15 protein-coding genes and 2 pseudogenes are annotated in these 19,677 nt (G+C 44.5%); 11 read left to right on the top strand and 6 right to left on the bottom strand.

Features of this window, described 5'->3' with window-relative positions; genetic code table 11:
* Positions 1-876 (bottom strand): D-serine ammonia-lyase (gene dsdA, locus IQQ51_RS26590; RefSeq protein WP_228012658.1); only part of this gene is annotated, 876 nt, incomplete at its 3' end.
* A 255-nt stretch (positions 877-1,131) separates the two neighbouring features.
* Between dsdA and dsdC the strand changes: the two genes are divergently transcribed.
* A complete protein-coding gene (gene dsdC, locus IQQ51_RS03270; RefSeq protein WP_193840356.1) occupies positions 1,132-2,073 on the top strand; it encodes a DNA-binding transcriptional regulator DsdC in 942 nt (313 codons plus the stop codon).
* Positions 2,074-2,224: 151 nt separating this feature from the next.
* The gene (locus IQQ51_RS03265) at positions 2,225-3,418 is read left to right on the top strand and encodes a CynX/NimT family MFS transporter (protein ID WP_193840355.1); all 1,194 of its coding nucleotides are present in this window, start codon (positions 2,225-2,227) and stop codon (positions 3,416-3,418) included.
* Positions 3,419-3,448: 30 nt separating this feature from the next.
* Here IQQ51_RS03265 and IQQ51_RS03260 read toward each other — a convergent pair whose 3' ends face one another.
* Positions 3,449-4,246 carry a helix-turn-helix transcriptional regulator gene (locus IQQ51_RS03260; RefSeq protein WP_193840354.1) on the bottom strand — a complete coding sequence of 266 codons (798 nt, stop codon included), beginning with the start codon at positions 4,244-4,246 and terminating at the stop codon, positions 3,449-3,451.
* A 73-nt stretch (positions 4,247-4,319) separates the two neighbouring features.
* Positions 4,320-4,853, bottom strand: a complete 534-nt coding sequence (locus IQQ51_RS03255) for a YbhB/YbcL family Raf kinase inhibitor-like protein (protein ID WP_193840353.1) — start codon at positions 4,851-4,853, stop codon at positions 4,320-4,322.
* Between the two features lie 243 nt (positions 4,854-5,096).
* On the opposite strand from IQQ51_RS03255, the pseudogene IQQ51_RS03250 reads away from it, so the two are divergent.
* The 4 genes and pseudogenes from IQQ51_RS03250 to IQQ51_RS03235 all read left to right on the top strand — a co-directional run bounded on the left by IQQ51_RS03250 (position 5,097) and on the right by IQQ51_RS03235 (position 10,461).
* Positions 5,097-6,499 (top strand): annotated as a pseudogene (locus IQQ51_RS03250) (DUF3404 domain-containing protein).
* Positions 6,477-7,124: a response regulator transcription factor gene (locus IQQ51_RS03245; RefSeq protein ID WP_193840352.1), complete on the top strand. Its 648-nt coding sequence runs from the start codon at positions 6,477-6,479 to the stop codon at positions 7,122-7,124. Before IQQ51_RS03250 ends, IQQ51_RS03245 begins: the two are co-directional and overlap by 23 nt.
* Positions 7,124-7,935: pseudogene (locus tag IQQ51_RS03240) on the top strand (DUF2861 family protein). The gene IQQ51_RS03245 and the pseudogene IQQ51_RS03240 overlap by 1 nt, the downstream one beginning before the upstream one ends.
* A 102-nt stretch (positions 7,936-8,037) precedes the next feature.
* Positions 8,038-10,461, top strand: coding sequence for a glycoside hydrolase (locus IQQ51_RS03235; protein ID WP_193840351.1), 2,424 nt, complete (start codon positions 8,038-8,040; stop codon positions 10,459-10,461).
* Positions 10,462-10,529: 68 nt separating this feature from the next.
* Here the strand turns inward: IQQ51_RS03235 and IQQ51_RS03230 are convergent, their stop codons facing one another.
* Positions 10,530-11,432: a LysR family transcriptional regulator gene (locus IQQ51_RS03230; protein WP_193840350.1), complete on the bottom strand. Its 903-nt coding sequence runs from the start codon at positions 11,430-11,432 to the stop codon at positions 10,530-10,532.
* Between the two features lie 128 nt (positions 11,433-11,560).
* Between IQQ51_RS03230 and IQQ51_RS03225 the strand changes: the two genes are divergently transcribed.
* The 5 genes from IQQ51_RS03225 to IQQ51_RS03205 all read left to right on the top strand — a co-directional run bounded on the left by IQQ51_RS03225 (position 11,561) and on the right by IQQ51_RS03205 (position 17,680).
* Positions 11,561-12,625, top strand: a complete 1,065-nt coding sequence (locus IQQ51_RS03225) for an HlyD family secretion protein (RefSeq protein WP_017066726.1) — start codon at positions 11,561-11,563, stop codon at positions 12,623-12,625.
* A gap of 3 nt (positions 12,626-12,628) precedes the next feature.
* Positions 12,629-14,179, top strand: coding sequence for a DHA2 family efflux MFS transporter permease subunit (locus IQQ51_RS03220; protein ID WP_050648613.1), 1,551 nt, complete (start codon positions 12,629-12,631; stop codon positions 14,177-14,179).
* Positions 14,180-14,456: 277 nt separating this feature from the next.
* Positions 14,457-16,046, top strand: a complete 1,590-nt coding sequence (locus tag IQQ51_RS03215) for a response regulator (RefSeq protein ID WP_193840349.1) — start codon at positions 14,457-14,459, stop codon at positions 16,044-16,046.
* Positions 16,040-16,372 carry an Hpt domain-containing protein gene (locus tag IQQ51_RS03210; protein WP_193840348.1) on the top strand — a complete coding sequence of 111 codons (333 nt, stop codon included), beginning with the start codon at positions 16,040-16,042 and terminating at the stop codon, positions 16,370-16,372. The genes IQQ51_RS03215 and IQQ51_RS03210 overlap by 7 nt, the downstream gene beginning before the upstream one ends.
* Before the next feature lie 411 nt (positions 16,373-16,783).
* Positions 16,784-17,680, top strand: a complete 897-nt coding sequence (locus tag IQQ51_RS03205) for a sigma-70 family RNA polymerase sigma factor (protein ID WP_193840347.1) — start codon at positions 16,784-16,786, stop codon at positions 17,678-17,680.
* A 229-nt stretch (positions 17,681-17,909) separates the two neighbouring features.
* Here the strand turns inward: IQQ51_RS03205 and IQQ51_RS03200 are convergent, their stop codons facing one another.
* Together IQQ51_RS03200 and IQQ51_RS03195 are read right to left on the bottom strand one after the other, a co-directional pair.
* The gene (locus tag IQQ51_RS03200) at positions 17,910-18,263 is read right to left on the bottom strand and encodes a hypothetical protein (RefSeq protein WP_017072193.1); all 354 of its coding nucleotides are present in this window, start codon (positions 18,261-18,263) and stop codon (positions 17,910-17,912) included.
* 212 nt (positions 18,264-18,475) lie between these two features.
* Positions 18,476-19,677, bottom strand: a 1,202-nt coding sequence (locus tag IQQ51_RS03195) for a cadherin-like domain-containing protein (protein ID WP_193840346.1), incomplete at its 5' end; no start/stop codon positions are given.

Below are 19,677 nucleotides of genomic sequence, written 5' to 3'. Positions count from 1 at the left end.
CTTCAAGCCAAATGCCACACCACCGGGGCCACCACCGACTCCACATGGCAAGTAAACAAACAAAGGATGCTGTTCATTAACCACAATCCCCTGTAGATCGATTTGCTTCTTGAGCCTTTCTCCAGCCACAGAGTAACCAAGGAACAGTGTTTGTGAGTTTTCATCATCAATGAAAAAGCATCGAGGATCTTGTTCTGCCTCTTTACGTCCTTGTTCCACTGCAACGCCATAATCTTGTTCATATTCAACAACGTTAACGCCATGTTCTCGAAGTTTGCTTTTCTTCCAAGCTCTCGCATCTGCCGACATATGAACAGAGACCGTAAAGCCCAATTTGGCACTCATGATACCGATCGACATTCCTAGATTACCTGTGGAGCCTACCGCAATGCTGTATTGTTGGAAGAAGTCACGAAACTCAGGTTCGAGCAACTTACTGTAGTCATCGCTCTCACACAGTAACCCGGCTTCAATCGCTAATTTCTCGGCATGCGTTAGTACTTCATAAATACCACCCCGAGCTTTGATTGAGCCTGAAATTGGCAAATGGCTGTCTTTCTTCATCATCAAACGCCCTTTAATAGGTTGCTGATAATGCGCTTCCAATGCTGATTTCATAGATGGAATGTCAACAAGCTCTGACTCAATGATGCCATTGGTCATTTGAGTTTCCGGAAACGCTTTAGCTAGATAAGGAGCAAACCTTTGTAGCCTCATGCTTGCATCGTGAATATCTTGTTCGCCTAATCCCACATAGGGTAAACCTTGCTCCGAAGTCGTGATGTTTGGGTTAAACCAAGTCACTTCTTCGAGACTCACTAATTGTTGTAGCAGTGGGAAATCTGAGATGAGCTTGTCGATATTTAATGCAGTCATGGGTGACCTTTTCTGGCTAAGCGCGTACTGCGCAGGTTCAATCATTAGTAAACCTATTTAAACGGGATTTTGGTGTTTGTTCAACCGACGAAAAATCACACTTACATGAACTTAATTCATCTATTAATTAAAATTCCGGAAACTAACGCAAGTAAAGTAACTTATGATTAACTATGAGTCATAGATAGAGCTATGATATGACATTGACGATGTGTATCGAAATCCTCTTGCTTGAATCAAGGTGCCCTTAACGAAATGTATAGCGAAGACAACCTGTACTCTAAAAATCAACGCTTAAACAGCCACCAGCTGTCAAAACTGCACACGTTTGAAGTGGCCGCTCGACATGGTTCTTTTTCACTTGCAGCCCAAGAGCTATCGATGACACCAAGTGCGATTTCTCATCGTATCAACAAGCTCGAAAGAGAGATGGATATACAGCTGTTTGAACGTGCGCACCGCAGAATCACACTGACAAGCGAAGGCAAACGCATCTATGCCGCATTGAGCCGCACCTTGAATGATCTAAACCAAGAGATTTTAGATGTTAAGAAGGAAGAAATATCGGGCACACTCACGATCTATTCACGACCGACATTTGCGCAGAGTTGGCTAGTACCTCGGATAGCGAACTTCAAACAACGTTACCCATCAATCACATTGAAACTACTCACTGGTAATGAAAATATCAGCTTTCAAGGACACGGTATCGATATTGCTATCTACTTCGATGATCTTTTTCCCGATAAACTTTTCTGCCAAGCATTCATGCACGAGAGCATGACTCCGGTTTGTACCGCTCAATACGCTGAGTTACACGGGCTTAATCAACAGCCAGAGAACCTCAATCGAGCAACGTTACTTCACGACAACCAAGCATGGAACTACGATTCAAACCGCAATGAATGGGAAGTGTGGGCACAAGCGAACCAACTCGGTACTGTACAGTCCAATTCAAATATGGAATTTGACCGTTCAGATCTCGCGATACTGGCAGCCATAAACAATGCCGGTATTGCCATTGGGCGATATAGCGTTGTATCGAAATATCTTGAAGACAATACGCTTATCGCGCCATTTAACGAACCACCCGTCACGTGCAAACAGCAGTACTATTTCGCGACGCCTTCAGAACACCAATCACCAAAAGTTAAAATGTTTATTGAATGGGCTTTAGCGCAAAGCGATCAGATGTAGGTGTGTATGCTCGGATCGTGTGAATGATGCGGATTTTGTGGAAGATAGGAATTCTTGGCTCAGCCAGACCTTTTTAGCAACGGTAATTGTTTATACATTCAATGATCTGTAGGCTAGCCTGTCTTCTCATAAGCAAACAGTAGAACAACCTATGAGCGCCTCTCTTCGTAATAGCATTTTCGTCATGTTAGGGATTCTATTCCTAGCACTTAACCTTCGTGGGCCTTTTACGAGCTTGGCTCCTGTGCTTTCTCAGGTTATGGAAGGCCTCAACCTTACCTCGTCGGCTGCTGGCTTCTTAACAGCTTTGCCACTGTTAACTTTTGCCTTGTTCTCACCCTTAGTCACCAAGATATCTCAACGAATTGGTCTAGAGCCTAGCCTGCTATTAGGCTTAGTTCTGATCACGACCGGAATTACACTGCGCTCTGCTGGGTTAATCCCAACCTTGTATATCGGTACGGTGATGATTGGGCTTGGTATCGCGATTGGTAATGTGTTGTTACCCGTTGTAGTGAAAATTAGCTTCCCGACACGCATCGCTACTGTGACTTCTTTGTACATCTTTACGATGGGCATCGGCTCGACGTTAGGCTCAAGTTTGATGGTGCCATTTTCAGAACTCACCTTGTTCACTATGACAGGTTGGCAATTAGCGCTGTTAATGAACTTGGTATTCCCAATATTAGCTTTGATGATCTGGTTGCCTAAAATCAGAAAACGCTCATCTTCTGCTAGCGATAACAAGCAACAAGACAAACCTCTGCCGATGAAGAAGATGATTAAAAGCGGCGTAGCGTGGCAAGTAACGCTAGCGCTTGGGCTTAACTCATTTACCTTCTACTCTTTGGCTGGCTGGCTTCCACAGATCTTGAACGATCTTGGCTACAGCGAAATCGATGCGGGTTACATCTACGGATTTCTACAATTTTCGACTATGGTTCCAGGGCTGCTGTTACTGCCGTTCTTAGCCAAAAGTGACAATCAACAATGGCTCATCACTCTGTGTGCATCGAGTGTATTTGTTGGATTGATTGGTCTTCTGTATTTGCCTGAGTTTGCGATCTTTTGGGTGGGACTGTTTGGATTAGCCAACTGCTCGACGTTTATTATCGCGCTCTCTTTTGTTGGCTTGCGTACATCGAATAGCAGCCAAGCCGCATCATTGTCGGGTATGGCTCAGGGAATCGGTTATGCGTTGGCAGCCACTGGTCCAACGCTGGTGGGTAAGCTTCATGCTCAGACAGATTCTTGGAGTGTGCCTATTCTGCTGATCGCATCTGTTGCCTTTGCGTGCACGATTTTCGCAGCATTGGCAGCACGAGATAAGAAAGTGAGCGTTTAGGCCAAACAAAATGGTTGTGGTGTCGCGACTTTATTTGCTCGCGACTCTATGGCTGACGACGGTCTTGATGTATTCACTTGGCGACAAACCAAATTTGCCTTTAAAGCGCTGACTAAAACGCCCTTCCGATTGGTAACCGCAAGACTGAGCCAACATCACCACATTCTGCTGTCCGTTTTGCATCAGATAAAGCGCGTGACTTAACCGAACTTCAGCTAATACCTCTCGATATTGCATACCTTCCAGTTTGAGCTTTCGGATCAGCGTGGCTCGGCTCATCGCAAAACGCTCCGCCACCGACTCTAGCGGATGCTTCTCGTCTGGTGAATGTGAAAGATAATGGCTAAGCTTCTGGCTAAACGAGACGTTGGCACTGGCAAACAGTCGATGCAATACCCCTTTTTCAGCCAATTGTTGGTACAAGCCCTGCAACCAAAACTGTTGAGCCTCTTTGCTCATGCTCTGTGTATCAAACGAGAACAGAGCATTGAGTGAGTCTTGTAAGTTTCGATCCGCTTTTACTGTAGGCAACCCCAGATCATTCGAGCGTTCCTCACTTAAATCAAGCATCGCCTGAGAAGGTTGGAATTGAAAGCTGAACACTCGCGACAAGAAGCGCCCTTTGTGGGGCATGTTCTCAAAGCTTAGTGACGCTGATGCCTCACACAACAACAGCTCAGAGTGAGAAAGCTCTGCTGCTGACTCTTTCCAAAACAGGCGCTTACTGCCTGTAATGATCTGAATGATACTAGGGGATAGAATCCTCACATTACGCAGTTTTTGTAACTGCTCTGCACGAAAGATCGTCACTTGATATTGATGATTCATCTCATCCCCTTAGTTGCTTATTTGCTTATTTGCTTATTATGTACGTGTATAAGCTTTTAACGTACATAAGCTATTAACGTGTATAAGTTGCCGTCAGTTTCGCTTTGTCTAAAGCCATGCTGTTCAACGTGAATCCAACCACAGCCGATGGCGTGTTTTCGTCTAGGTTGAGCTTATCCTTTGGCAATGCCCAAACCGTGAATTGATAACGGTGCATGCCATCTTTTTCTGGAGGACAAGCGCCACCGAAACCTACCGTTCCATAATCTATACGGCCTTCTTTGCCACCCACTTTAGAGATGTCGACACCGCGAGGTAGCTCGTTCACATTTGCAGGGATATCAAAGGCAACCCAATGCCAGAAGCCACTTTCAGTCGGTGCATCTGGATCATAAGCTGTGATAGCAAAGCTTTTGGTGCCTGCTGGTGCATCTTTCCACATTAATTGTGGTGATAGGTTATCGCCGTCACAACCCCAACTTGAGTATTCAAAAGTCTTCGCCATTGGGTGACCTTCTTGAATATCGTTGCTGGTTAATTCGAACGCCTGAGCAGAGCCTGCAGCCAAAATACTGACTGCCAATACTGATTTGATGATGAGTTTCATAATGGTTCCTCTTATTAGGTATGAGCCCAGTATAGTCCCCTCAACTCGCCCAATAGTGACAGTAAGTACACAATTATCGAATTTATTTCAAACAAATGATACTTACTGTATTTTTACTTTATTATTTAAAAGCATGACCCACTCGACAATTTGTTGTTAAAGGAACACTTGTTGACATTCAGGTTACAAATCGCGCCCAAAACTCTTTAGACTCGCTCCACGACTTTTAACGAGAATGATTGGATGCGCAGGTTTACATTAGCTCTTTGCTTGATCTTTTGTCTCCCAACTCTAGCCAATGCCCAAAGTTTGCAAGATAAGTGGCAAACCCTGTATCAACTGAGCTGGCAATCATCTCCAATCTTAGTATCTCAACAAGAGTTGGCTCAATATCCGAAAGTTCTGCTCCATGAAAGTAGCCGCTATCCTGATTTCAACCAATTCAGTTGGGACGACATCGCAGCGTTAGCGTCAATACAAGATCACTGCCAAGCGATTGAAAGCAATAACCCTTCATTACATGACGCCATCGAGTTCGAGCTCGCTCTGTGTCAGCAACAAGCATTGGATTCTATTTGGTTTGCAGCACACTCCAAAAGACACCCTGCCGGTGGTAGCTTTGCTGATCGTTATTTAGCAGCTTACCCAGACGTAAGCGATCAAATACGCCCGTTTTTGAGCATTACCAACCCACAGCACCCTTTATATACCAAGCTAGAAACGCTAAACGCTCAAGGCAGAGAAGCACTGCTCAATGGATACCGCGCTTGGCAACAAGATGATGTGCTTTGGTTAAGTGGCGAACAAGGCTGGAAAGCCATTCCCTTAGATGTTTGGCAACCTATCGCAGAGCAACAAGAGGTATCTTTGCAGGTGAAACCTGTACTTTTCGTTACAGCAACGTGTGCTTAAGCGAGCCTAGCAATGACAATCTGATCATGAAAACCTTGATGTTTTCATTGCTGTTAACGTTGCTTTCCGGCCTCGCTAGAGTCTTATACCTAAGAACAAAACAACGAAAAGAGAGGCAGTTCGTTTTACAGCTTCTTACTCATGAACTGCGCACACCCATTACTAGCCTAGGCTTAACCGTCGAAATGTTTAGAAATCGCTACGATGAATTTCCTGATGAAACTCAAAACGCGGTTTGGCGTTTAATATCCGACTATCAAAGGCTCTCTCAACTCACCGAAAACAGCAAAGTGTACCTAAGTTCGGATCAGTCAGAGCCTTTGTTAAAGCAAAATGCATCATTAGAAGAGTGGCTCTATCATGTATGTGAAAAGCACAATATTTCTTATCAATGTGAAGCGCGTGAAGTTGAACTGAACCTCCCCTATTACTGGCTAACCATCTGCTTGGATAATCTAATCAAGAATGCCAAACAACACGGTAAGGTTTTGGTAAAGGTCGAACTCGGAGACAAGCTGACGATTGAGATACAAGACGAGGGGCGCTTCCCTTCGCCGATACAACGACTCATGTCTCGTGTCACGCCAAGTGAAACGCACAAACTGGATAACATGGGCATTGGCCTGACTATTGTCGAGCACTTGATGAAGCAAGCGAATGGCCGCCTCATTATTCTTCGTAACCCAACCCGATGTATTTTGGAAATTGCTTATGAACACCCTACTGCTGATTGAAGACGACCAACTGCTTGGACAAGGCCTCGTCAGCTTCTTTGAATCCAATGGTTATCAATGCCTTTGGGCGAAAGATTCAGAGAGTGCCAGTAAGCAATGGTTTCGAGCCGATCTTGTGATACTGGATCGACAGCTTCAAGACGGTGACAGCTTACAACACCTTCCAAACTGGTTACTCCTCAAAGCGCTTCCTGTAATTGTGCTGACCGCTAAAGTAGAAGTTCAACAACGTGTTAAAGGTTTAATGGCGGGTGCCAAAGATTACGTGACTAAGCCATTTTCGAACGACGAATTACTTGCTCGAGTCATTACCCAGCTACGTCCGTTAGGTGTGAGCCTCTTACCTGACGCAAATATCCAAATCAACTTGTCGGAACGGATCGCTTATCTGGACGAAAGCCTAATCACGTTGAAGCCTAAGGAGTTTCAGCTATTGGTACTGTTTGTTCAGAACCAAAGTCGTGTGTTTCACCGAGATGAATTACTCAATAAAATTTGGGGTTATCAGGCCTTTCCTAGTACCCGAACTATTGATAATCACATACTGCGCTTACGCCAGAAGCTGCCAACATTGAATATCGAAACACATCGCGGCGTTGGTTACCGCTTGGCCGGGGAATCATAATGAAAGTTACTTCGTTAACAGCACTGCTCTGCACATTGCCGCTCGCAAGTCATGCGGCTTGGTTTACTGACACGCCATTGCAGCACACCTATCAATCGTTGCTTGATGGTCAACCTCAAGTTGCGTGGCAAGAGTACAAATCGCACTCGATCAACAAACACTCGATAGTGAGCTTTGGCTGCCAGTCAAACAAGAGATATTAAGCCAGACTCAATGTGGAACCTCACTAAAACAAAGTGCTGAGCCGAAACACCACATTCAAGTCAGCTTCATTCGACGCTATGGCCTGTCGTCGCACGGTTATCAAATCAAAGTATCTGCCGAACAGCTCAATAAAGGCGTAGAAACCCAAACTCTTTCTTTAGTCTCACCTAAAGGAAAAGTCCTTCTCGATGGACAACTCGCTTCCAATAATGAGTATCAAGAGATTGAAACCAATGAAATGTTCATCAAACCCGAATCTGGTGTTTATCAACTAAAGATAGGTTCAAATCACTACCCTATTATTGTCGCTTTAAATGACAGCAATCGATGGCTGACGCTTGAGAGTAAACTCAGCGAACCACATATCGTGCTCTCACCTCCAAAGGTGATCGACAACTGCCCTGACGCTAATGTGAGTTGGCAATGGTTTGATGAAGACTACAACCTGCTGGGTTACAAAGTGCCAATCAAAACAGCGCAAGCACCCGTACCCACAGAAAGTCCACTAGGAACCAAAGCCAAGCACTTGAGTGCTTCGGTTGAAATGTTTGAATACCAAGGCGCCATTGAAGTCCAATATGTGCAACGCGTCGCCGTGCCTTTCTAATGGAATACCACTAAAACCAAACAGAAAATAGAGACATATAGGTGACAAAGCACTAGCGCTACTTAGGTGTAATAACCGTACTTACCTTTACGGAATCTAAATATGCTCAGCGTACGTCACCCACTCAATCTTTCTAATTGTGCCATTGTGGCTTTAACAACAGCTTGTCTTTTTTCATCCAATGCACAAGCGAGCCAAATAACGCTCACCAGTAATAGCAACGTTAGCGGCAGCAGTATTCGCGACAACGCTAACGCCACTAGTAGCAATACCGTCTCTATATCATCGAATACTTTAGGGATAGATTGGAACGGATTAAGCGTTAACAGCGCTGCTCTCACCGTTGATAGCCGAACACAGAAAGCGACCAATCTGGTCATTGGCTTTTCCGATAAAGCTGACTCATCAAAAATCGCCACTTGGACCTTAGTACCAAGTGGGATAAACGTTGAGGCAGAACTAAATCAAGACCAGCTCACTTTTCAGTTCAGCTTGCCTTCAAATATTCAGGTGAAGCGAAACGATCCCATCGAGTTGACGTGGTTTGATCTTGCAGAACAACAAACTCAGACACTACTTCTTCCGTTTAGTGAAGGCATGCGCGTGCCTACTGACAACAAGCTTTGGGCAAGTTATCTCGTCGGCAACCATTCTGGAAGTAACACTACTCAAGACTTGAAGATGCCTTTTTGGACGGTGCAGCAAAACAATCATTTCATTAGCTATCAGATGGTTAATGCAACCAACAATCAACTGCTCTTTTCAGATGTATCCTTTGATACTTCCTCTAATTCAAAGACCAAAATTGATATGAAGGCATCACACCAATTTACGATGCTCAATCAATCACAGCCATTTATTGTTCGTATCACCCTTGGAGACTCGTGGTTAGATGGAGCGAAACACTACCGCGATTGGCGCATCGAAAATGGCCTTTCTGAAACACTGGTTGCTAAACAAAAGCGTAATCCGGATGTGAGTAAGCTAATCGGTGCAAGCCACGTTTACCTATTTGGCATAGACCCATTGAGCATCCAAGATGTGAGCGACTGGTGGGGATTGAAAACATGGTATCTAGAGGGCTCTAAACTCAGCATTTCTGCGGAAGCGAAAAGAGATCTGTCATCACTCTCCAAGGGCAAAGATTGGTTCAGTCAGTACCACAAACAACTATTATTGGACTCTATTAGCCAATCGTTGCAGGTGTTATATCCTGTTGGTAATCCGACACTCGAAGACAACACGATTAAAGCGCAATACAAAGCAGCACAGGATAAGAAGAACTGGTTGCTAGAGCACGCTTCCCCTTACCTAAACTATCAAGAGACTTGGGGGCAAGCATTGTCTTCAAACATGGTCGCTAATCTAAATAAGGCAGGCTTAAACAAACTGTGGCTCGGATTCGATAATTGGATGCCAGCATTCTATCAACCTAACGCCGTGGCTATGGCAAAACAGTCAGGATATCTGGTCGGCACCTATGACTCCTACAACACAGCCATTCCTGCGAAGCTGAACGACAACTGGCTAACCGCTCAATTACCAGAGCCGATGCGTGAGAGTTGTGCCATTGAACTAGCGGATGGGAGTTTGAAAAAAGGATTTCGTGGAAACGGCTTTTACTTAAACCCGAATTGCCATCTAGAATACGTAAAACAGCGCGCTCAAGACATTATGAGATTCGGCAACTTCAACAGCTTGTTCTTAGATGTTGATGCAACCGCCATGGCACGTGAAGATTACAGCGGCTTTATAGACAGTCATATCAAGAGTCATAACAATGGCAATGGGAATGGCAATACAAACGAGTCGGACATGCTTTCTGCCTTCAACAACCGAATGCTGTGGCTTAGCGAGCAACCATCGTTAGTATTGGGATCTGAAGACGGCAACAGCCTAACAACAAAAGGCATCGCGTTTGCACACGGCTTAGAAACGCTTGGTTTTGGTTGGACAGATAAAGACATGAAAGAGAACCGCCGATCTCCCTATTACTTAGGTCGTTGGTACCCAGACCACAAGCCTGACTTCTTCTTTAAACCCGCCGAGGTTAAAGAGCCCTACAAGTCGCTACTGTTTTCGCCACAATATCGAATTCCGTTATACCAAGCCGTTTTCCATGATGAAGTAATCAATACGCACCATTGGCATTCAGACAGCCTTAAGTTCACCAATGTACAAGCAGAACGTGACTTAACCGCCATGCTGTACAACACACCACCGATGGTTCACTTGACCAGAGATGAAGCTTTATCAAGTTCAAGCCCGAGAATCAAAGCACTCAAACACTATCAAGATGGCTTTAAACTGATGCACGAACAGTTATGGGATAAACAGTTGGTCGATTTCGAATGGTTAGACAAAAACGGCGATGTTCAACAAACGAAGTTCAGTGACGGGAGTAAGATCATTGCCAACTTCTCCAGCAAGGCATTTCGTCACAACGGTATCGATATTGCTGGCCTATCGATCAAAGCTATATTGGCGAATGGGCAAGTCGTCGACTGGCAGCCCGATCATAGTTAGCTTCGATACGGTTTAGACAATAACGAATAATAGGAAGCCTAAGCACTTAACCGCTAAGGTTTACCCCGTTACTTTTGCTTCCTATTTTGAAAGGCAGTCAGTAGATAGTCGATAAAGACCTTCTTACGTTTCGGCATCAACTGCCTGTCTGCATACACTAGGCTTACTGAAACTTCCGGCATCCCATATTCAGGTAACAAACGAATCAGCTTACCTGTCTTGAAGTGTTCCCGACAAATGAATTCAGGAAGCACTGCCAAGCCGAGCCCATCCACACACGCTGTTAGGCATGCCGTGATGGTATTCACCCGCAACTGACACGGTAGATCGATCAAAATCGACTCTCCGCCTTCTAATTGTAGATGCCACTTGGGTAGACGTGCCGCCTTGTTCACTACCTCAATCATTCTGAATGGCGGTTTAAGATCATCGGGCGAAGAGATTTCATCGAACTGTTCTAAATACTCAGGGCTGGCTGCCAATACACGCTTTGATGTTGTGAGGTAGCGAGAAACCAAGCTCGAGTCCACTAGCTCACCAATTTGTGCGTAAAGATCGATCCCCTCCGCAATGATGTCAACTTCTCGATTCGACAGTTCTAAGTTCAAAGTCACGTTTGGGTGCTCTTTTAGGAAGCTGTGGATGTATTTGGCTAATACTTGATGCCCCAATTCGACAGGCAACACAACATTCAACTGCCCTCGGATCAAATCCTGATTGGCTGAAACCTCTAGCTCAGCTTGGTTCATGATCTCTTGCATCTGCATGCTCGACTGATAAAAGCGCTCCCCCTCTGGCGTTAATACTAAACTTCGTGTCGAACGAGTGATCAACCTCACACCTAGGTGCTGTTCCAACTCGTCAAGCTTTCGGCTGACGGTCGACTTGGTCATGTTCAATGCTTCAGCTGCGTGCGTGAAACTCCCACAATCAACAACTTGTGTAAAAACAGTCACAGCATTTAAGTCCATCGTAATTCTCCCAAAGCGCCATTAGTTAGATTTTTGCAACAGTGTTTCCCTTTTTTCCTATCTTATCAATTAATCGAATTCATTTACAATTCGTTACATCTAAATAAAAACAAAATGAGAAATAAAAAATGACAGAGAACAACAACGCTTCGCAAACAGTAAGCACAAAAAAACGTAAAAAAGCTCCGCTTATTGCTACTGCGATCATGCTGTCATTGGGTTTAGCCGGTGCTGGATACTGGTACGGCTATGGCCAGTACTTTGAATCCACCGACAATGCCTACCTACAAGGCGACATCACGAATATTAGCCCGAAGGTGTCTGGCTATATTGTTAAGTCTTACGTGAGTGATAACCAATCGGTTAAAGAAGGTGATTTGCTGGTTCAAATCGATGACCGTGATTACCAGTCAGCACTCGCTCAAGCAAACGCCCATTTAAGCGTCGTGCAATCAGACGTCAAAAATCTAGTGGCACAACAAACGTTACAACGTAGCAAAATTAATCAAGCAGAGAGCCGCGTTGATTCTGCACAAGCTGAATACGAACGCGCGATTCAACAAGTGGTACGTTCTCGTAGCTTACTAAAACGTAACTACGCGTCTCAAGATGAAGTCGACAGCATGGTTGCACAACAAAAAGTGACTCAGGCAGATTTAGAAGAAGCAAAAGCAAACCTCGTTGCAACCAATGACCAACTAACCGTTATCGCTAGCGAGATTGAGCAAGCAAACGCATCCGTGACCGAAGCTCAAGCCCAAAGAGATCAAGCACAACTTAACCTTGATTACACCAAAGTTTACGCGCCAGCAGATGGCGTGATTGGTAAACGCAGCGTACGTGAAGGCTTGTTGATTCAAGCAGGCGCACCACTGATGAGCTTGGTACCAAACAACCAAGTGTGGATTGAAGCCAACTTCAAAGAGACACAGTTAAGTGGTATTCACAAAGGTCAGACGGTTGAAGTAGAGCTGGATGCGTTCCCGGGTCAACCGCTTGAAGGCGTGGTAGACAGCTTCTCCCCTGCGACTGGCGCTAAGTTTGCGCTCTTACCACCAGAAAACGCGACCGGTAACTTCACTAAAATCGTTCAACGCGTACCGGTGAAAATTACGATTCCAGATCAGCAAGAGTTGAAAGGTCGACTGCTTCCTGGTTTGTCTGTGGTAGCTACCATCGATAAACGAGGCTAGACCATGAGTAACGCTGGTGTTGTCACCCAAACGAATGATGATGGAGAGGTTTCAAGACGCCATTGGATCGCCCTATTTGGCGGCTTAATCGGCGCGTTTATGGCGATCTTGGATATTCAGATCACCAACTCGTCTCTCAAAGATATTCAAGGTGCGCTGTCTGCCACCTTGGATGAAAGCTCGTGGATTTCTACGTCTTACCTAGTCGCAGAGATGATCGCTATCCCACTCAGTGGTTGGCTTTCTAAAGCGCTCGGTAAACGCCGTTATATCACGTGGACGACGGCCATCTTCACCATTTCATCTTTGTTATGTTCGTTCTCTTGGAATATGACCTCGATGATCGTATTCCGCGCGATGCAAGGCTTCAGTGGTGGTGCTTTAATCCCGCTTGCTTTCTCGCTGGTGATTCAGTTATTGCCGGTCAACAAGCGCGCTGTGGGTATGGCACTGTTTGGTGTAACCGCGACCTTTGCTCCATCGATCGGCCCAACCTTTGGTGGCTGGCTGACGGAGAACTTCTCGTGGCACTATATTTTCTACATCAATATTCCGCCAGCTTTGCTTGTGATCACCATGATCCGATATGGCTTGGACGATGAAAAGCTCGACCTTGGTACGCTGAAAAAAGCCGATTGGTTTGGTATCGCCACCATGGCATTAGGGCTAGGTTGTTTAGAAGTGGTACTAGAAGAAGGTAACCGTGAAGAGTGGTTCAGTTCGAGCTTTATTGTTGGCTTGAGTATCGTCTCTGCAGTGAGTTTGGTTTACTTCGTGATAAACGAGCTCCAACACAAGAAGCCATTGGTTAACCTTCGGCTATTGCGGGATGGGCAGTTTGCGATGTCCTGTATCGCCTATTTGATTCTAGGGATGGCATTGCTTGGTTCTATCTATGTTCTGCCGATGTATCTCACTCAAATTCAGCAATATAATGCGATGGAAATTGGTGAAGTGTTAATGTGGATGGGTTTCCCACAGCTTCTGATATTCCCAATTGTGCCTAAGCTAACACAGATTATCAAGCCTAAGTACTTGGTTACCTTTGGCTTCGCGATGTTCGGTTTTAGTTGTTACGTAAATACACACATGACAATCGATTTTGGCGGACAACAGCTAATTTTATCCATGGTTCTGCGTGCTATTGGTAGTCCGTTCATCATGGTTCCGCTGTCTTTGGTTGCCATGAAAAACATCAGTAAAATGGATACACCAGACGCATCAACGTTAACCAACGTGATGCGAAACTTAGGTGGTGCTTTCAGCATCGCGATTATCGCTACGCTATTGGATAACAAAACCCGTGAGCACTTGGCACACATCAAGGAATCGTTACCTTCCGTGAGTCAACTTGGTTGGCAGACGCTTCAGCAACAACAAGCGTTTTTCATTCAGTCAGGAAGTGATGCGGCAACTGCGATGCAACAAGCGCAAGCAAGCTTGCTCGGCACAATGCAACGTGACGCTGCCATCATGGCTTACAACGATGTGTTCTTAATGATGACGGCGTTCTTGGCCCTAGCCGCGGTGTTGATTCTAAACATGCGTGATTAGCGCTGGAGTTTCGGTAAATAAAGCTTCAAGCAAAGAACAACATTTCGAATAAAAACTCGAATAATCAAACAGAGAGGTGAGCTTATCGGCTTGCCTCTTTTTTAATTTCTAAAACACGTATAACCCCACAAAAATCAGGTAAAAGTAACCTGCGTTTGAAGGATTTCATAAATGTTTTAATTACCAATAGTTTATTGAGTGTTTGTATGTGATATAGGCACCTTGACAATGTGCAACTTGACACCTAGATTGAAAATAACATTTGGTATTGAGGAAAATGGATTTGACCTTACCACCTGACCTACGAGTTTTAATTGTCGACGACTCCAAGAGTGCAACTATTCTTATAAAGCAGCAACTCTCGAGCTTGGGCATTTCACATGATTGCATCTTTATTGCGACCGACTATCGACAAGCCATTAAAGCGGTCGAGACGCACTCTTTTCATGTACTCCTCATTGACTACCACTTAGAACAGTCTTTTACTGGCTTTGAGCTGCTGGGGATTCTGTATCGAAATCGCCTGATAGACCATACTGTGGCAACAATCTTGCTCTCTGGGGATATGCGTCAGGAAACAGTATTAACCGCCCTTTCAGGTGAAGCACACCACTTCGTTTCTAAACCGATTAATACTCAAACGTTGGGTCAAAAGATCCAAAGTGCCGTGTCCGTTTCGAAGAAGCTCACCCAACTGAATGATTTGTATCCCATCACCAGTCAAGAGAGATTAGCTCAAGCTTTGGCGATCTCCCCTAATGGTACTAGCGTTCAGTTCGAAGCGACATTGATTGAACATTTAATTGCAGGTAAGAAATGGCAGTTACTCTCTAGCGTCATTAACAACTCGAAAACCAACATGCACCCAACCAAATTGGTGGCTGAGGCGCTGATTCTCGACAGCTTAGGCAAGCCAAATTTAGCCATAGATAAGCTCCACAATTTTCTGATAGCGCAGCCACTCTCATTAAGCGTTATTGATTGCTTAAGCTGTATCTATGAAAAACACAAAATGCTGCTGCCTGCTCTTAAATTGGCGATTCGTGCATTTGAGATGACACCGAGTATCAGCCATCGTGCAATCAGGGCCATCGACTTAGCTGAGAATGCAGACAACACACATATGATCATAAAGTTAGGTGAAATGTATGCTACCCACATTTCAGCTGCTGATATTGATGTCATCCATTCCATTGGTGCGCACTTTAATTCGTTAAAAGCAACATATCAGCGCGAGACACAACTAAAGTACAAACGTATTTTGCTTGAGCACGCCAACCAATTCACCGAGTTGGTAAACCTGAAACTGCCGGTGAAACAACAGCAGCAAGTTTTGGCCAGCCTTGCTCTATTTCAGAGCAACATATTGCTCATCGAAAATAGCCCTCAGGTTGCCCACAAAAAAGTGATTAGAGCTTCGACCCTGTTAGCGAATAATTTCCACAGCCAACCGACTTACTTGCTCGCTCAACTATTACCACTGCTCGTCCACTTTGGTGAGTACTCTCTTTATCACTTAGCAGTGGAATGCCTAAAATCTCGGGGAGAAGCAGTAAGTCACCAACTTGAGTCCAAAAATGTCGACCCTTCAACGTGTATAAACATTGAAAACTTTGGGTCGATCCAGGAATTAAAGGACTACATTCACAGTTACCCATATTCAGTTGCCGCCAAACTTGACTATATATATGCCGTCCATAAAGCTCATATAGATGAGAAACTTAGCGACGACTATTTAGAAGAAATCTTACAATTAGAACTTCCTCCAAAATGGAATCAATGGATTAGTGATTCATCACGGTATGGTTTTTCCACTAAGCCGCCTAGCCCATTTTCAACATGCAGCCGACAGGAGTCCACATGCTAGACTTTGATGCTTTAAACGCTTATTTAGACAACGACAGAGAAGTCATTTACGCCGTTTTGTCTACATATCAAGAAGACCATGGCAATTCGCTACAAGAAATCGAAGAGTTGGTTCAACAACAAGATTGGGGCAAGCTTCATTTTACGGCGCACACCTTAAAAGGCATTCTAGCCAGCTTTGGTGAAGAAACGGCCACAGTTGCATTGGAAAGAGTAGAACAAAACACACTCAATAAGCTTGCGCCGCAAGATGATGATCTTTCGGTTATCTACAGCGAAATGAAGATCATTAATCAGCAAATTGATGAGGTTCTTAGCACTTATTAGTCGATAGAATTAAGACGTGCGTGGCATACTTAATAGCCGATACAGCTAAAAGAGTTGAGGTACTTGGAAACATTGAACCTCGACTCTTACCATTTTTTTCATCATATCCCCTCTCAATTATAGATCTAACCCACACCTATAAATTCACGGTATTTATCTAGATAAAGCAATGCATAACACATGCTTTATAAACCAGCCATCTTGATGTTTTAAATGAAAAACCAACACACTTGATGGGATGCAAAATAGTTAAATATTTGTAGATCTTTTTGTGACATAAACATACGAAATTGCATTTTATTTATTGGTAAAGAAGAAACTGTTATCTACACTCTAATGAAACCAAGCGTTAATCACTTGGTGGCATAATAATAAAATAAAACGTTCAGTCGGCTAGATAAGGACAAGGAAATGAACAACGATAGTTTTGCTGCGTTTCAGGGGCTCACGGATGAAACACCCATTACCGAATCATTTTCTACCAGTGCAGACCCTTATGCTCATTATCTGAAAGATATTGTTGGCATTGATCTGCTGTCGCGTGAAGATGAGGTGTATTACGCAAAATTGAATCGTGCGGGTGATAAAAAAGCGCGTGATGTCATGATCGAATCAAACCTGCGCCTTGTTGTGAAAATCGCAAAGAGTTACCTAAAACGTAAAGGCAATAATTTCACCCTGCTCGACCTGATCGAGGAAGGCAACATTGGCTTGATTAAGGCCATCGACAAATACGATCCAGAACCAGGTTATCGTTTTTCAACCTATGCTGTGTGGTGGATCCGCGAAAACATTGAAGCCGCACTGATGAACACGGGTCGAACCGTTCGATTGCCAGCCCACGTGTGCAAAGAAATAAACAGCCTCGCCTCAAAAAAGCTCGATGTAAGCAAAAAAATGAGTAAAGAGGTTTCCATTTCTGAGCTATCAGACAGTTCAGGTGTTAAGGCCAAACGCGTCGATCAACTGGTGGCGTTAAGCGGGTTTATTGACGTGACGACAACGGTTGGAATTAGCCATGCGCCTATGGTGCTTGATCAATGTGAAAGTGAATATATCCCCGATCCTCAACAAGATTGTGAAGATCAATCCTTTACCCAAGCTCTAGAACAAATCATCCATACACTTCCTCCAAAATTACAAAAGGTGCTCATCCACCGTTTTGGTTTCTTTGATAACAACGTGAAAACGCTGTCTGAGGTCGGACAAATGTTGGATGTAAACGTTTCTAACGAGCGTGTTAGACAAATGCAGAAAGAAGCAGTCGAGAGAATTCAAAAACGGCTCAAATTTGATGGTTGGGTGTAAGTCGTAACCCAGTTTAGAATTAGTTGAAAATAACGTTAAGCCAAAACAGCAACGTAATTAAAAAAACAACGTAAGTAAAACAAAGAACCTTTAGGGTGAGCCTCCAAGCTTGCCCTTTTTGTTTGCTGATTCGCTAGAAAAACAAAAAGATCGTACGCACACGAACCCTAAGTCGCTAATGCCTAATGGCGAATGGCGAATGGCGAAGGAAAATTGCCACAGCATTAACTTACCTTAGAGAAGTGACTCGCTCACTGCGCAAAATGAGATAATTGATATAAGTGGTTTCAAGACAATCTTGTTCCCACACTGATAAAATCCGTTTGGCCGCAAAATAATAATCTTTATTTCTCAACAACATCCCAACGGTACGGCTAAGCTTTTCGAATCGAACGTGATCGCTCGCAGAGATGTAGTCATCTTCACTTTCAATAATGGGTGCTAAACCATCAGCAAACCAATTATTCAATATTTCTCGCATCTCCAATTCGGACTCAGGCACATCCACACTCGACAACTCACGATGTTGAGGTGGTGGCACTATGTACTTCGACGCTTGCGGTGAACTGACATAACGATACATGTCGTCCCTCCTGTCTAACTGACCCTTCTAATAACTAAGGACATATTTACCTATTCTCAAGTTTATTTAGCGAAACAAACAACAAAAAAACAAATTAAAAAAGCCATGTATCAATAACTCTACATGGCTTTAATGAGGGCAACTTTACGCTGCCCTATCTGCTTGTTGGTTTACACTAAATGTCGGTTTAGACTAAAACTAAGCTCTCTCGATTAAATCGAGCTTTGGTCGAAGTCGTTGCCTTGATCAGTTCCAGTTTGAGAATCTGAATCGAAGCTTCCAGAGTCGTCCGTGAAGTCAACACCTTGGTCTTGACCTCCCGCACTTGTCCAGTCGCTGCCACCAGATTCCATACCCGCCATGTCCGGTTGCTGCTCTTGCGTAGAACCTTGCATGGTGTATTGGTCATCGACTTCAACTTCAACAGAACCGCTAGCTCCGTCTATTGAGCTACCCAATTCGTCGTAACCTTGGAATTGGATCTCACTAGTACCTTCGTAACCTTCTGGTAGTTCGACAGATACAGGCTGCTCTAGGTTGCCACTGATTGTGAAGCTACCATCACCGTTATCCAGTGCATTGCTCACAGTAGCGCCCTCAGGTAGACCAGACATATCAGCGTAATCAACCGATTCGTTACCACTTACCTCATCTGGAATCGAGATAGAGATGGTATCGCCCGGTGCCGCGGTTACATCTGCTGTACTGTCTTCAGTTTCAGCATCTTGAGCTTGGTCATCAGCTTGTTGAGCCACTTCCACTTGTTGCTCTTCTGTTGCTTGAGCAGCTTGGACTTGTGGTTCATCACTTTGCACTGATTCATCGGCTACTTGGATACTTACACTGTGGCTTGATACTTCACCGCCGTCGTTAACTTCAACATTCATCGCTAAATTGCCATCGAAGTCTTCGTTCGGCCAGTAAGTCCACTCACCTTCACCTGATTCGGCAAAGAAGCCAGCATCGTTCGCGTCTGCAACATCAACAACTTGTGCAGAATCACTCACGCCCAATTCATCCACCAGCTGTGCATCCGTGATAGTTAGTGAACCATCATCAGCTAAGGCATAACCTTCGCTCGCCGCAGCTTCATCTCCGCCTTGGATATCCACATTGAAGAAGCTTTCGATGCGATTTTCGCCATCAGTCGCTATAAACCCAACTTGAACATCACCGGTGTAGTCTTCAGCAGGTGTGAATTGATAGTTACCTTGGTTATCGCTCTCAATTACGCCCTGACCTTCCATCAAGCTTACTGATTCAATGCTCAAGCTGTCGCCTTCTGCATCGCTCAGGTTCGCTAACATGTCTTCGTCAGTGAACGATAAGGTGGCATCCGCTGCGATTTCCGTCGTCGTGATGCTGTTAACTTCTGGTGCTGCATTCTCTTGTGAGTCGCCTTCTTTCACGACTA

The sequence above is a fragment of the Vibrio sp. OPT18 genome, from assembly GCF_015163615.1.
Classification (GTDB): domain Bacteria; phylum Pseudomonadota; class Gammaproteobacteria; order Enterobacterales; family Vibrionaceae; genus Vibrio; species Vibrio coralliirubri.
This window is presented reverse-complemented; position numbering and strand designations above follow the sequence as displayed.

Excerpts from the sequence above, each read along its gene's own strand:
- IQQ51_RS03200 (WP_017072193.1), bottom strand. The coding sequence starts at position 18,263 with ATGTATCGTTATGTCAGTTCACCGCAAGCGTCGAAGTACATAGTGCCA.
- IQQ51_RS03210 (WP_193840348.1), top strand. The coding sequence starts at position 16,040 with ATGCTAGACTTTGATGCTTTAAACGCTTATTTAGACAACGACAGAGAA.
- IQQ51_RS03230 (WP_193840350.1), bottom strand. The coding sequence starts at position 11,432 with ATGGACTTAAATGCTGTGACTGTTTTTACACAAGTTGTTGATTGTGGG.
- IQQ51_RS03225 (WP_017066726.1), top strand. The coding sequence starts at position 11,561 with ATGACAGAGAACAACAACGCTTCGCAAACAGTAAGCACAAAAAAACGT.
- IQQ51_RS03215 (WP_193840349.1), top strand. The coding sequence starts at position 14,457 with ATGGATTTGACCTTACCACCTGACCTACGAGTTTTAATTGTCGACGAC.
- IQQ51_RS03235 (WP_193840351.1), top strand. The coding sequence starts at position 8,038 with ATGCTCAGCGTACGTCACCCACTCAATCTTTCTAATTGTGCCATTGTG.
- IQQ51_RS03265 (WP_193840355.1), top strand. The coding sequence starts at position 2,225 with ATGAGCGCCTCTCTTCGTAATAGCATTTTCGTCATGTTAGGGATTCTA.
- dsdC (WP_193840356.1), top strand. The coding sequence starts at position 1,132 with ATGTATAGCGAAGACAACCTGTACTCTAAAAATCAACGCTTAAACAGC.
- IQQ51_RS03260 (WP_193840354.1), bottom strand. The coding sequence starts at position 4,246 with ATGAATCATCAATATCAAGTGACGATCTTTCGTGCAGAGCAGTTACAA.
- IQQ51_RS03245 (WP_193840352.1), top strand. The coding sequence starts at position 6,477 with ATGAACACCCTACTGCTGATTGAAGACGACCAACTGCTTGGACAAGGC.
- IQQ51_RS03255 (WP_193840353.1), bottom strand. The coding sequence starts at position 4,853 with ATGAAACTCATCATCAAATCAGTATTGGCAGTCAGTATTTTGGCTGCA.
- IQQ51_RS03205 (WP_193840347.1), top strand. The coding sequence starts at position 16,784 with ATGAACAACGATAGTTTTGCTGCGTTTCAGGGGCTCACGGATGAAACA.
- IQQ51_RS03220 (WP_050648613.1), top strand. The coding sequence starts at position 12,629 with ATGAGTAACGCTGGTGTTGTCACCCAAACGAATGATGATGGAGAGGTT.